At 36.4% G+C, this 14,563-nt stretch carries 14 protein-coding genes; 12 read left to right on the forward strand and 2 right to left on the reverse strand.

The features are described 5' to 3' along the window. Positions 1–2: 2 nt before the first annotated feature. The 12 genes from CNR22_19345 to CNR22_19400 all read left to right on the forward strand — a co-directional run bounded on the left by CNR22_19345 (position 3) and on the right by CNR22_19400 (position 12,608). Entirely contained in the window at positions 3–1,322 is a 1,320-nt protein-coding gene (locus CNR22_19345; protein PBQ33845.1) for a hypothetical protein, read from the forward strand. Between the two features lie 48 nt (positions 1,323–1,370). Continuing rightward, positions 1,371–2,504, forward strand: a complete 1,134-nt coding sequence (locus tag CNR22_19350; GenBank protein ID PBQ33846.1) for a glycosyl transferase family 1 — start codon at positions 1,371–1,373, stop codon at positions 2,502–2,504. A 49-nt stretch (positions 2,505–2,553) separates the two neighbouring features. After that, a complete protein-coding gene (locus tag CNR22_19355) occupies positions 2,554–3,657 on the forward strand; it encodes a glycosyl transferase family 1 (protein PBQ33847.1) in 1,104 nt (367 codons plus the stop codon). 81 nt (positions 3,658–3,738) lie between these two features. Further along, on the forward strand, positions 3,739–4,563 hold the full coding sequence (locus CNR22_19360; protein ID PBQ33848.1) for a phosphate ABC transporter permease: 825 nt from the start codon (positions 3,739–3,741) through the stop codon (positions 4,561–4,563). Positions 4,564–4,749: 186 nt separating this feature from the next. Further along, positions 4,750–5,979, forward strand: coding sequence for an ABC transporter (locus CNR22_19365; protein ID PBQ33849.1), 1,230 nt, complete (start codon positions 4,750–4,752; stop codon positions 5,977–5,979). Next, on the forward strand, positions 5,980–6,831 hold the full coding sequence (locus CNR22_19370) for a nucleotide-diphospho-sugar transferase (GenBank protein PBQ33850.1): 852 nt from the start codon (positions 5,980–5,982) through the stop codon (positions 6,829–6,831). After that, positions 6,815–7,663 carry a hypothetical protein gene (locus CNR22_19375; GenBank protein PBQ33851.1) on the forward strand — a complete coding sequence of 283 codons (849 nt, stop codon included), beginning with the start codon at positions 6,815–6,817 and terminating at the stop codon, positions 7,661–7,663. Before CNR22_19370 ends, CNR22_19375 begins: the two co-directional genes overlap by 17 nt. Before the next feature lie 81 nt (positions 7,664–7,744). After that, a complete protein-coding gene (locus CNR22_19380) occupies positions 7,745–8,812 on the forward strand; it encodes a hypothetical protein (protein ID PBQ33852.1) in 1,068 nt (355 codons plus the stop codon). 4 nt (positions 8,813–8,816) lie between these two features. Next, a complete protein-coding gene (locus CNR22_19385; protein PBQ33853.1) occupies positions 8,817–9,635 on the forward strand; it encodes a glycosyl transferase in 819 nt (272 codons plus the stop codon). 5 nt (positions 9,636–9,640) lie between these two features. Next, entirely contained in the window at positions 9,641–10,732 is a 1,092-nt protein-coding gene (locus CNR22_19390; protein ID PBQ33854.1) for a hypothetical protein, read from the forward strand. Between the two features lie 10 nt (positions 10,733–10,742). Further along, entirely contained in the window at positions 10,743–11,606 is an 864-nt protein-coding gene (locus CNR22_19395; protein PBQ33855.1) for a hypothetical protein, read from the forward strand. A gap of 15 nt (positions 11,607–11,621) precedes the next feature. After that, positions 11,622–12,608: a hypothetical protein gene (locus CNR22_19400; protein ID PBQ33856.1), complete on the forward strand. Its 987-nt coding sequence runs from the start codon at positions 11,622–11,624 to the stop codon at positions 12,606–12,608. On the opposite strand, the gene CNR22_19405 is transcribed toward CNR22_19400, so the two are convergent. Beyond that, positions 12,598–13,743, reverse strand: coding sequence for a hypothetical protein (locus CNR22_19405; protein ID PBQ33857.1), 1,146 nt, complete (start codon positions 13,741–13,743; stop codon positions 12,598–12,600). The two genes, CNR22_19400 and CNR22_19405, sit on opposite strands and share 11 nt — an antisense overlap. Continuing rightward, a complete protein-coding gene (locus CNR22_19410; protein ID PBQ33858.1) occupies positions 13,733–14,533 on the reverse strand; it encodes a hypothetical protein in 801 nt (266 codons plus the stop codon). Before CNR22_19410 ends, CNR22_19405 begins: the two co-directional genes overlap by 11 nt. Between the last annotated feature and the right edge of the window lie 30 nt (positions 14,534–14,563).

A 14,563-nucleotide genomic window follows, 5' to 3' on the forward strand; every position in this document is an offset into this window, starting at 1 on the left:
TTTTGAAATCCCTGCATTTAAAATATAAAGAAATCGTTTCGCAGTTTAAAAGTTATTCTGCCCTGCAAAATATCCAGCTCTTGCTGCTACTTATTTTCACGGTATCCTTAACCTTAAGTCAAAAACTGAACAGTCTGGCTTTATTTGTTTTTTTGTTCACGCTTTTATTCAGCCTCAGATTTATAAACCTGAGAAGGAATATCATTCCCGTTCTCATATTTACTCTTTGCTTTTTTATTTCTGTATTTTCTTTATACTACAGCTCTAATAAGCCTGAAGGGTATCGTGTTCTTGAACGTCAGCTGGCTCTTTTGTTTATTCCAGTAATTGGCTTCACGGCTTTTAAAATAGATGGATTTAAATTTCACCTGGTCATTCGCATGTTCTTCATTTCTATCGTAATGGTGAGCGCATATTTACTCGAGTATTCTGCTGAAAAATTTATGATCATGCGCGTTCCTCTTGAAGAGTGGTTTGTGCAGGGGAACATGTATCATGCTTTTGCCAGGCCTGTTGGTATGCATGCAACATACCTTTCTCTTTATGTAGGCTTGGGAATTTTTATTGGCTTCGACTGGATTGTGAAGAAGAATAACTGGAAGATTAAAGTTCTGGTGTTCTTAGGCAACATTGTCCTTCTGGCAACCCTCTTACTGCTCTCTTCCCGAATGGTAATCTCTTCGGTGGTGGCCATTCTGTTTTTGATTTATCCTTTTTTTATAGGGCGACTCAGATATATTATAGTGCTGGCAATGGCCGGTGTAGTTATCTGTTCTATATCCATCTTTTTATTGAGGGAAAGTAATTTTATAAAAGACCGCTTCTTAGATGATATCAGCGATGAGATCAAATTAAAACCTTTTCTTAAAGCAGACTCTACCTATAAACCGGAGTATGGCGGAGAAACACGTGCTGACAGATGGTTTTGCGCCATTGAAATAATTAAAGAAAAACCAGGATTGGGTTGCGGTACCGGGAGCGAAAAAGAAGTGCTGATGCAGAAATATCAAAAGTACAATCTTAAGAATGCTGAAATAAATAATTACGATGCCCATAATCAATACCTGGCATTCGGTATTAAATCTGGAATAATAGGAATAACCGCGTTTCTTATCTCAATACTTTATGCAATTTACACGGCTTTAAAAAACAGAAACTTCCTTTACCTGGCTTTCACATTGCTTTTTTCTGTAAGTTGTATTACAGAAAATGTTCTTGAAAGTAATAAGGGCATTTTTTTCTACGCCTTTTTTAATTTTTTATTTTGTTCTTTTTGTCTATTTAAAAAGGATGAAATTGTATCCGGATCCCCAAAGGTTTAAGTTCTGAGGTTTGTTCTGCCCGAAAAGGCATTTAGGTAAGTAGAGTTTATGCGCAGCGAAAAAAAGAGAAAGGTTTTGTTCATTATGCAACTTCCGCCACCTGTGCATGGCGTGTCTGTTATGAGTAAGATCATAAAAGAGAGTAAACTATTAAATGAACAGTTTCAGTGCGACTATATTAATCTGGCAACGTCGTCGCAAATCAGCGATCTGCAGAAATCTTCCCCTGCTAAGTTCTTGAGAACTTTTAAAATTATTTTTGAAGTTCTTGCTAAGTTGATGTTTAAGCGGTACGACAAGGTTTACATAACGATCTTTCCATTTGGATTCTCTTTTTTTAAAGATGCTGGCGTGGTTTTTATTTGCAAGCTGTTTAACTACAAACCTCTTCTGCACTTGCATACCTATGGGTTTAAAAAAGCAGCACGAACCTCCGCATGGCGATTTAAGCTTTACAAATATGTGTTCAAAAAAGTACAGGTTATTTGTTTGTCAGAACGCTTAATTGAAGATGTTGAGGAGATCTATCATGGAGAGGTACTTGTTTTGCCAAATGGAATTCCACAAGTGAATTTTGTAAATACTTACAGTTTAAAAACTGAACCCATCCAGCTTTTATATCTTTCTAATCTTGTAACTGGCAAGGGTATTCTTATTTTACTCGATGCTTTAAGCCTGATAAAGAATGCCGGCTTGCAATTTCATCTGCGGATAGCGGGCGCAGAAAATGACATTACCTATCCGATGCTTCAGACTATTCTCAATGAAAAAGGACTTTCCTCGCAGGTAACGCTTGTTGGACCAAAATTCGGAGTGGACAAATACCTTGAGCTAAAAAATGCAGACATCTTTATTTTGCCGACTAATTACGATACGTTCGGGCTTGTATTGCTCGAGGCTATGCAATTCGGGCTTCCCTGCATTTCTACCTCTGTTGGAGCAATTCCCGAGGTTTTAGCAGACGGTAGGGGACTTGTTCTTAAAAGTATAACTCCGGCCGAACTCTGTAACACAATTGTGTATTTAATCGAAAATCCTGCCCTAAGACTGAACATGAGCGTAAAGTCTTTCGAGTATTTTAAAATGCATTTTACCAGTGCTGTATTCGAGAAAAACCTTGCGGCCATACTTAATAACCAACCTTTTAATGTAGATCATCGTCTTGTAACTAAGAAGGTCTGAAACAGAAGTATATAAAAACAATAATATCTTTAGACTATAAAAATCAGGTATGAGAATTGGAATTATAGGAACACGAGGAATTCCAAACAATTATGGAGGATTTGAGCAGCTGGCTCAGCATCTTTCGGTGGGTTTAAAAAACCTGGGTCATGAGGTTTATGTTTATAATTCACACACACATTTTTATAAGGCTAAAACCTGGCAGGGTGTAAATATTATTCATCAATTCGATCCGGAAAATTTTCTGGGTGCAACAGGGCAATTTGTTTACGATTTTAATTGTATTCTCAATGCAAGAAAACAAAATCTCGATGTTATTCTTAACCTCGGTTATACCAGTAGTTCTGTCTGGTTAAGATTATTCCCGAAAAAATCGTTCGTTATCACAAATATGGATGGTTTAGAATGGAAACGCAGTAAATACAGCAAAAAAATCCAGGGCTTTTTAAAATATGCTGAAAAGCTTGCCGTGCACCACTCAGACCTGCTGGTGGCAGATTCGCATTTTATTCAAACTTACATTACCCAAAAATACGGCGTCCGTCCTGAATTTATTGCTTATGGTGCCGAGCTTTTCGATTCGCCGGATGCTGCTGCACTCAAACCGTTTAATGTGCAGCCTTTTAACTACAATATGATAGTAGCCAGGATGGAGCCGGAAAATAATATCGAAATGATACTGGACGGCATTGATCTGTCACGATCTGACATGATCTTTTTTGTGGTTGGAAATACCAGAAATAAATTTGGAACGTACCTTAAAAATAAATTCAGAAATAACAAAGCAATTGTGTTTACCGAGGCTATCTACGACTCCAATATTCTGAATAGCCTCAGGTACTATTCAAAATTTTATTTTCATGGACATTCTGTTGGCGGCACAAATCCTTCCTTACTGGAAGCCATGGGTTGCCAGGCTTTTATAATTGCCCACGATAACGAATTTAACAGAAGTGTTTTAGGAGAGGATACTTTTTACTTTAATAAAGTAGAAGATATTGCCTCGCTGCTGCTAAACTGCGACAGAATGTCCAGTGAATCGAAAAGAAAAATCAGGAACAATTACGAGAGAATATCCGAAAATTATTCCTGGAATAAAATTATAAAACAGTACGAGCAATTGATGATAGAGCATAGTCGCAAGTCGATGTAAGAGCTTCACAAGTTTCGTTCCAGAGGGCCCAAATTCACGCAAAATCTTATTTTTAATGTATATTTACAATCTCTAAATTAAATGAAGACTGTAATAACAAGCGATGATAGATCCTTCCTGAACATCGGGGAATTAAAGCGTTACGGCAGCCTGTTCAATAACCTGGCACGACGCGATTTCCTTATCCGCTACAAACAAGCTTTTGCGGGTATTCTTTGGGCACTTATAAAGCCTCTGGTCAATATCCTGGTGTTTGGATACATTTCCAGCAAAGTAAATAGCGGCGAGAGTACAATCAACAACTTTATTTATGTAGCCGCCGCAATGGTTTTATGGCAACTGTTCTCAAACGTTTTTAATGATGTTAGCAATTCAATAGTTGGAAATTCTAATTTGTTTTCCAAAGTTTATTTTCCAAAGGTCATTATCCCAATAAGTGCCACCTTTGTTTGTCTTATTGATTTTTTAATTTCTCTCGTTATCCTGGTGGTTCTCTTTGTTATTTCCGGACAAAGCCTCCACTGGCAAATAATTTTTGCGCCGCTTTTCATCCTCCTTACCTTGATTAACGGATTTGGTTTAGGTCTTTATTTTGCCACTATCAATGTAAAATACAGAGATATTAAATTTATTGTTCCTGTAATGATTCAGTTTGGTATGTATGTAACTCCTGTTATTTTCTCATCCAGTTATTATCTTGAAAGACTTCCAACGAGTCTTCACTGGCTGTTTTGTCTCAATCCTATGGTAGCTGCTATAGATGGGTTTAAGTACGCTTTGTTCACAACCCCCTTAAACTACAATCCGCTCTATTTCGTTTTGTCTTTAATCTCTTCCTTCGTTTTTCTTATAGTAGGCATCCGTTATTTTTACAAGTTTGAGAAAGACTTTGTAGATTATATCTAGCCTGAGATTTCGCGCAAATTATTAAATCCCGAGCGTTTATAAACTGGCTTATCAGGCCTTTAAAAATAGAGGTAAATCCCTTTTTTTGTGTTAATTTTAAGGGTTGAAAAAATGAACGGGAATGTTCTCCCGCGCGCGTTTCAAATCTATACGAAAGATTATTTTAAATACTAGATACAGAATTGAATGGGTGAAAATTCTATTATTAAAGTAGAAGGATTAAGTAAAAAATACTTGATCAGTAAAAACACGTCTCAAAAAACAGATACGTTATATGGATCTGTGCTAAACTCGTTCAAAAATGCAAAGGCTTTTACTAAAAAAACGGTAAAAGAAGAATTCTGGGCATTGAAAGATGTGTCCTTCGAAATACAAAAAGGAGATAGGGTAGGAATTATCGGACGCAACGGAGCAGGCAAATCGACCTTACTAAAAATACTTTCACGTATTACGCCTCCCACATCCGGAAAAATCGAATATACCGGAAGAATGGCATCTTTACTGGAAGTAGGTACAGGATTTCATGGCGATTTAACCGGGCGCGAAAATATTTATCTCAACGGTTCTATACTCGGAATGTCGAAAGGGGAGATTGACCGTAAGTTTGATGAGATTGTAAGTTTTTCTGAAGTAGAAAGATTTATAGATACTCCTGTAAAGCGTTATAGCAGTGGTATGTATGTTCGCCTCGCATTTTCAGTTGCCGCGCATCTCGACCAGGAAATATTAATTTTGGATGAAGTACTGGCCGTTGGCGATTCGGTGTTTCAAAAAAAATGTATTGATAAACTCAACTCCATTTCCAGAGAGGGCAGAACTGTTCTATTTGTATCGCATAATTTTGCAGCTATAGAATCTTTATGCAACACAGCTATCCTGCTGGAAAAAGGCAAGTTGATTCTACAGGGCGCCGTTACCGAGGTCTTTAATAATTACAACAGTAACTATAAAATGAGCGAGACTTCTTTTAATTTACTGGATATTGAAAGAACCGATCACGCCAGAGAAATAATTTACAGTAAAATTGTTTTTGATGAGATGCCTGTAAAGTTTGGCGCACCAATAAGTTTTTACGTGCAGTTTAAATCTTTTATCTCTAAAACCTTTAAAGATATTGACATAGGTATTAATATTTGTAACCAGAATTATCAAACAGTTTATCACGCCAGTAACAGGTTCGTTGACGCGCGGTTCGACCATGACAGCGACGACAGCAAATACAGAATAGAGATAGAAAATAATCTAAAGCCAGGCGATTATTATCTGGTTCTTTTTTTAAGGGCGGAAGATGTAATACAGGATTTTCTTTTATACACTATAAGTTTTGAAGTTCTTGATGGAAATCCTTATGGGTTCAATGATACAGGGCAGATTCAGGGAATGGTGTTGCCACGTTTTACAATAACAAAAAAATAAATGTTTAGTACTCCCATATTATTTATCATATTTAATCGTCCTGACCACACAGAAAAGGTAATTGAAAATTTCAGAAGGGTAAAGCCCGCGCGTGTATATGTTGCTGCAGATGGCCCCCGCGAGGGTAATGCAAAGGACAAGGAATTGTGCGAAAGAACAAGAAGCCTCATCGATACGATTGACTGGCCATGCGAGGTGAAAAAATTATATCGCACGGCTAACCTTGGTTGCGGAAAGGCTGTGAGTCAGGCAATATCCTGGTTTTTCGATAATGAAGAAATGGGTATTGTACTGGAAGACGATATCTTACCCGACCTTTCATTTTATAGTTATTGTGCTGACCTGCTTGACCGTTATAAAAATGATGAGCAAATTATGCATATTAACGGATGTAATTTTCAGCAGGGCGTTGTAAGAGGAGAGGGTTCTTATTATTTTAGTGCATTTCCTCACGTTTGGGGATGGGCCGGCTGGAGGAGGGCTTGGAAGAAGTATGAGTTTAATCTGTCGGACATCAATTATTTCTATAACTTAGATAAGTTGAATTATTACTTTAACAATAAAAAAGCGAAAGCGAGTTGGTACGAGATTTTTTTTAAGATGAATCAGAAAATGATCGATACCTGGGACTATCAGTGGAATTATGCGATCTGGAAAAATCAGGGTAAAGTAATTACTCCCAACGTCAACCTGATTAGTAATATTGGCTTTGGCGCTAACGCCACCCACACTTTTGACTCAGACAATAAATTTTCAAATCTCGCAACTTCTTTTTTAAAAATAACTACGCATCCTAAAGAGAGGCGTATTGATTCAGAAGCAGATAAATTTACCATTGAATACACAAGTTGAAAATATGATTAATTGCAAAATTTGTAATAGTACAACCGATAAATTTTATAGTACCACGGTGCTTCAAAAATATGAGGCTGATTATTATAAATGCAGCTCTTGTGGGTTCATCCAGACTTCGGAACCCGTGTGGATTAAAGAGGCGTATTCTTCGGCAATCACTTCGTTAGACATTGGTTTGATACAAAGAAACCTGGAACTTAAAGTTCAGGTAGCCAATATCATAGACCGTGTTTTTGCCGACAGTACAGTTATGATAGATTATGGAGGGGGTTACGGCTTGTTCGTAAGGATGATGCGTGATTTGGGTTATAATTTTTACCGTCAGGATATTTACTGTGAAAATCTTTTCGCAAAGTGTTTCGACCTTGAAGATCTCCCGGCTAAAACTAAGTTCGACCTGCTCACCACTTTTGAGGTTTTTGAACACCTTATTAATCCAGTGGAAGAGATTGCCAAAATGTTGACTTTATCCGAAACATTAATTTTTAGCACTGTTCTGGCGCCTGATACCACTGCAGATTTTAAAACATGGTGGTATGTTTCTCCCTTAACAGGTCAACACGTTGCATTCTATAGCTTCAGAACTTTAGAGTTTCTTGCTAAAAAATTCAATAAGCAGCTCTATTCTAACGGCGTTAATCTGCATATTTTGACGGCTAAAGTGATCGATAAAACAACGTTAGACGCTGTATTTTCAGGTGAGAAAAAATCTTTTTCAGAAAAACTAATACGACGTATTTTTAATAAGCCGGTACAAGAAGCCAAAAAGCAATCGTTGCTGCCTCAGGATTATGCTTTCATTGAAAAAAAGCTTTTATCTAAGTCTTAGTTTGCTTTGAGTTTACTTCAAAAAATACATACGTATCAAAATAGAATTTTGAGTAAAATACTCTCAAAGGCTGAAACTTTATTGTTCAGCAAAAAGACAGTTCGTACAAAAAAAAAATCACTTTTACTTTTACGATTAGATTCTATAGGCGATTATGTGATCTTCCGTAATTTTATTGATTCCTTAAAAAGTTCTTCCCGTTACCAGAACTATGAAATTACTCTATGTGGGAACATCTGGTGGAAAGAACTTTCTGAAAAACTGGATTCACAGACAGTAAGCTCATTCATCTGGATTGATTACATGAAAATGGCAGACCCTTTGTACAGGTTCAAAGTACTCAGGAAAATTCATAACCGGGGATTTGAAATACTTATTCATCCTACCTATTCACGTGATTCAGTTGGTGACCTCATAGTAGCAAACAGCGGTGCAGAAATTAAAATTGGTTTTTCAGGCGATCTTGTTAATCTTACTTTGTCTCAAAAGGAAAACAATAATCGGGCTTACTCTGAACTTATAGAATCTCCTTCAGAATGTATGTTTGAGTTTTACCGGAATAAACTTTTTTTTGAAAGTATTCTTGCCGAAAAAATCAGCCTTTCACGACCATCTATTACATCTGAGAACCAGCTGGAAAATAAAATTATTATTTGTCCCGGAGCAAAGGATTCTTTCAGACGCTGGTCACCCTTTAATTTTGCTGCCTTGTGCGATAAATTAAAAATTGATTTCCCTGAAAAAGATTTTGTGATCTGCGGATCGGCTGCCGATAGTGTTTTCGCAAAAGAAATTATAAGAAATTCTACGGTGCATTTTCAGGACTCCACAGGCGAGCTCGGACTTAATGAACTGCTTTCTGTATTTTCAAATGCAAAGTTGATTGTAACAAACGATTCAGGACCTTTTCATATTGCGGTGGCACTCGGTAAAAAAGCCGTCTGCATCTCTAACGGAAATAACTATGGACGCTTCACGCCGTATCCAGCAGAAATGCAGACATCCAGCGCGGTAATTTATCCCGATGAACTTTTAAATCTTCCCTCCGAAGAAGAGAAATGGGAAAAGTACTGTAAACACGGATCGCCACTTGATATTAATAGTATCGGCGTTGCAAAGGTATATGAAACCATTAAAAAATTAGTATAGCAGAATGAAAAAAATATCTGTTATAACAATTAATTATAATAATGCTGCGGGGCTTGAAAAGACCATAAAAAGTGTTATTGGACAAACTTTTAAGGATAGGCTCGAATATATTGTCATTGATGGCGGATCAAGCGATGGAAGCAAAGATATTCTTGCAAAATATGCCAACGAACTCGATTATTCAGTTTCTGAAAGAGATAGCGGTATTTATAATGCCATGAACAAAGGCATTGCAAAGGCCAATGGAGAGTATTGCCTTTTTTTAAACAGCGGTGATTACTTATCTGAAAAGGAGGTGTTGTCTCAAGTGGCTGTACACCTGGATGGAACGGATATTGTGTACGGTGATATTTATACGGAAGAGGCTTCAAATAAACGGTCTTACATCCGTTCACAAGATAATTTAGATTTTAGGCATTTTGTAGTTTCCACTTTATGGCATCCTGCCTCTTTTATCAAACGAGAACTATTTGCAAAATACGGATGCTATGATGAAGGTTATAAAATAGCCGCAGACTATGGATTTTTTGTAAAAACTGTGGTAAAGTACAAGGTGAGTGCAAAACATATTCCACTCGCCATCGCTGTCTTTAATCTGGATGGAGTTAGTAATAATTCAGCATCATTTCAACTAATGGTGGACGAAAGAAAAAAAATTCAGGCGCTTTTTTTTAGCCCCGAGCAATTAAAGGATGCTGAACTTTTGGAAATAAGGAATCTGGGACGAAACTCGGTTTTTTATAAGTTTATTCCAGCAATAGAATGGATAAATGTAGCCTACGATAAATTTTATTATCATTGGTATAAGAGACGAACAAGTTAAAAGGAATGAAATCAGGTAAAAAGCATATTCTTTTTATAACACCTTCTTTGGCCAGCACCGGTTCTGAGGTCTTGTTATTTCACTTCATCAATTTTATTGCAAAGCAGTATGCTGTTTCTGTTATTTGTTTTAATCATGGAAACCTAATAAGCGCGCTCGACAAATCGGTAAAAGTTCATAGTTTAAAAATTGGTAATCCTGCAACCATTCCGGCAAAAATCATCAGGCGATTTAAAATTCACATAGCATTGCCTTTTCTTTTGAAGCGTTATAAAAAACACTTATGGTATGTAAATACTATTATTCTTCCTATACCTGTTAAATACGCTGTTGACAATAAGATCGACTTTTGCCTGCATGTACATGAATTAAAGCACATGTACTCTGTTTTATCGGCACTACAGCTGGATTTTGCTCTCAATAAATCCACGCGCTTAATAGCAAATTCTAAAATCACAAAACAACATTTGATAGAAGCAGGATCAAAAAAAGAAATTGATGTACTGCCGCCCTTTATTGATGTAGATTTGATTGACTCTTTAAAAGTGGAAAAAGAGACGAGGCAATCAGCAAAAACTACCTGGGTTATGGCTGGTTCTATTGATAGAAATAAAAATCCTCTGCTATTTATTGAAATTGCCCGGGAGACAAAAAAACAAAATTTACCCTACAATTTTGTATGGCTCTACAATTCCAAATCAGAACCAGACTTGTTTTCGGAAATAAGCGCTATACTGAAGAAAGAAGATCTTCCTGTAAACTTTATCCAAACGCAAAATTATAACGATTATATTCGAAAATTTTCTTCCTGTGACGGGTTTTTACTTACTTCAAGTTATGAATCTTTTTCCATGGCTACCCTTGAAGCATTGGCACTTGGGCTGTCTTTGGTGGTAAATGACTGCGGTGGAGTTGCCGAATTTTTAAATAACAACCTGGCCTCTATCATTGCTTTAGGCAGTTTGCCGGAGAGTTATTTGAAACAGATGCAGTTCGAATTACAGCGGGCTGAAAATAACAAATCAGCGAAATATGCCTTGGCCATGTCTTTTAACAAGCCACAAATTCTTGAAAACTGGGAGAAATTATTACATTAATGTTTGAAAGATGAAATCAATCTGCCTGTTTGCCTCCTATTTTCCTAGTGAAGAGATTCCTTACTACGTTACTGTTTATTTAAAGGAACTAAAAAAACAGTTTGGAGAAGTACTACTATTGGTAGCCAAAGAAAAATTAGCGGCATCTGGTTATGAGTTTTTAAAAAAAGAAGGAATTCAGGTGGATTTACAAAAGGAAAATAAGGGTTTTGATTTTGGACTTTGGTACAACGCTTTTCAGACTTTAGATTTAGATGCTTATGATGAAATAGCTTTGGTAAATGATTCAAGCGTTTTGTTTAAATCCCTCGATGGGTTCACAAAATGGAGCAGAAGCAATGGATCTGATCTTAAGGGGATTACTTATTCAGATGCCATTTATCCTCACATACAATCTTATTTTTTAGTTTTAAATCGCGCCGCTGTTAAACTTACAGCAGACTATTTTCAAAAGCATAAAGTTTTAAATACCATTTCTGAAGTGATTTCTACTTACGAAGTTGGATTAAGTAAATATCTGCAGGAAGGAGGCTTAAAGATTGCGGCCTTTATAGACAATAACGGTTATAGTGGTGAGTTTAGCCCTTATTACCATTGCATTGATTATCATATTTACAAAGGTGTACCCATGATCAAAAAGAAGATAATGTTTGCTTCTTACAGAAAAACGGAACTTTTTACTTTGGCGAGAATGAACTTTAATATTGATCGCAATTATTATTTGGATCTTATAAAAAGAACAAGCCCGGATTTAATTATTGATTTAGATAAATTAAAAGATCAAAAAGAGGAAATGAATCTTTTAGATAAGTTAAAATATCAGAGTTCAAGAACTTTAATCCGAATGTATAAACTAATAAAAAAGAACAGGTAGTTTTACGTGGAAATCATGACAGAACCTTTTGTAAGCATATGTATTCCAACGTATAACGGTGAAGCCTGGCTTAAGCAGTGTCTTGATTCCTGTTTGAACCAAAGTTATACGAATTATGAACTCGTTATTTGCGATGATGGGTCAACGGATACTTCAGCTTTGATCATAGAAGAGTATCGCACTAAATACAAAAACATAAGTTTCTTTAAGAATGAAAAAAATCTGGGACTTGTTGCAAACTGGAATCGCTGCGTACAACTATCAAAAGGAGAGTGGATCAAGTTTGTTTTCCAGGATGATTACATTACGCAGAATTGTTTACAGCGGTTTGTACAAACTGTAAATCCTTCTGTTCCAATAAGTGTGTGCGCCAGGAATTTTATTCTACCGGAAAATGCTTCAAAGGACTATATTGATTATTATACAAAGGTGGTCAGGACCCTCGAAAATACAAGTACTCACAAAGACACCCATTATCCTGCTGAACTTATCGCGAAAATTGCAGTAGAAAATATGTGCATGAACTTTATCGGAGAACCGAGTCTTATCTTCTTTAAAAAATCAATAACCCAGGAACTCGGTTTTTTTAACGCTGACCTGAAACAAATTTGTGATCTTGAATTTGCCCTGAGAGTCTCAGGGAAATACGGACTGACATATATTCCTGAAAAACTTTGTGCTTTTCGTATTCATAATCAATCTACAACTACAACTAACGTTACACAGAACTATTTTCAGCTGCATTATATTGAACCCATGGTGTTTGCGTGGTTATTGCTTTTCGACAAAGTTTATATGATCTTCCGGTCTCACTTATCCATAAAGCTCAGCTTTAAATTAAATTTTTACTTTCAATGGAAATGTTACCAGGCCTACCAGGTCAATCTAAAAGAAAACCGTCAGCATAATTTGTTTCTGGAAGAACAAACGAAGTTTAAGGAAATTCACCAGTATAAAAACGGAACACCCTGGGTAAGGCTTCTGTCAAGGCTTAAGAAATAAGCGCCAGCAATTTATCAGTATAGTTTTTCCAGCTGAAGTCCTTTACCCTTGCATGTGAATTCAGCGCCATTCTTTGGTAAATTTCGGGAGAACAAGAAAGCATCTTTTCTAAAATGTCTGCCAGCTCAGCACTTGCGCCACTGTTAACATACGTTCCAAAGTCTATTTTGTCGCCGTAAGTTTTTACAAATTCGCTATAAGCACTTGTTATTACAGGTGTGTAGTAATACATGGCTTCTGTCATGGCAGAAAAAGCCCCCCATCCCTGAGTGGTATTCACAATGCAGCGTGCAGAGGAAAGCAATTCGTAGTACTGTTTGTTTTCTGAAACTGTTCCTTTATCCAGGTAGCCATAATAGAAGATGTCTTTTCCTGTCACGCCTGTAACCGCACTTTCGAGGCCAATCAAATGCAATTGAGCAAGACTGCATTTTTTCTTGAGCTCAGTAAATGCAGCAATCAGATCCATGGCACCCTGCAGATATTTTTTATTACCGATGAAGAGTAGCGACTGACTTTTCGATTTCAACTCAAGCAGTTTTTCTTCGTTAATTACGTTTTCAGAATTGATAACGTTTCCAAGATAAAAACAGTTTGCCGCCGGGTAATTATTTTTATTAAATTCAAGCGATCCTGGAAATAAGCTTAGAGCAAGGTCTGCAGACTCTATAATTTTTTTTTCCCGCTTCAGGGCTTTTTTCTCAAACCAATAAGGATCACGGTTAAAAAGATTCCGGATTCTGTACAAATAACTCCAATCGCTGAAAAGTACACAATTTTCAGAGCTTGTTTGTTTACCACAAAAACTGTAAGTCAGAAAGATAAAAGCATCAGACGTTGCGTGTTTTTTCTTTGCAGATTTAATCTTAAGATTCGTGAGAAAATAATTTAATCCAGAACGAAAATAAGTGTGATCAGAATTCCTGTAAAAAATTTTCAAAACGGCGAAAACAGAATATTTATAGAGAATTTTTAAAGAAACATTCTCTTCAATATTCACCCTGTTAACTTTAATATTTTTTTCTTCGAAACTTTTAGTGAAAAAATAAGGAACATTCGACCACGCACTTAGCTCACTGGCATCTCCTACTGTAAATACAGTTATTTCTTTCAGGTCTGCCAACTTAGTTAACAAGCATTCTTTTTAAAATTCTCAGGCGGAGAAAAAGTCCAAGCTTCGAAAAAAATCTCCCCCCATAAAGCTGGTTGATTTTTAACTGTTCTTTAAGAAAACGGTAATCCTGGCTTCCAGACTTAGATGTTTTATAATACCTGAAATAAGAAACGTTAGCGTCGACTTTTGCAACCTTGGCGTCATTTTTAAGACATCTTAAAATATATTCGTAGTCAAAAGCAAAATGAAAGGAAGATAGTTCTCCGATGGTATCTGTAAATTGTTTGCGAAAAAACGAACCTGGTTGACTTATAGAAGCATCATCAAAAACGAGCTTTTCAAGCGTCAATTCGCCAGTACTTGATTCTTTATGAAATTTAGAATGTTCGTCAATATAGGCCACATTACCATAAATGTAGTCGATGTTAGTACGCAGATCCAAATACTGTGTGATCTTAAAAAAACCATCAATATCGATAAGGTCGTCGGTGTTTAGCCAGGTCCAGTATGTTCCTTTAACTAGCTTCAAGCCTTTATTGATAGCGTCGAACTGACCTTTATCTTTTTCAATTACAAGGTTATTTATAACGTCTTTATAAGAATTAATTATTCTTAAAGTGGGAGCATTAGAACAATTGTCAACAACAATAATCTGGATAACAATATTGGTACTCTCAGCTTTTTTCTTAAGTTCGGCAAGATTAGCGAGCGTTTGCTCAATAAATGTTTCCTGATTGTAAGAGGGTACGATTATGGAATAGGTTGCCACATTACAAATATAAGCTTTATGATCGCTATCTATAAACTTAATTCGGTAAGGCCCCTTATTTGCTCAAAAATC

The organism is Sphingobacteriaceae bacterium, from assembly GCA_002319075.1.
Taxonomy (GTDB): domain Bacteria; phylum Bacteroidota; class Bacteroidia; order B-17B0; family Aurantibacillaceae; genus Aurantibacillus.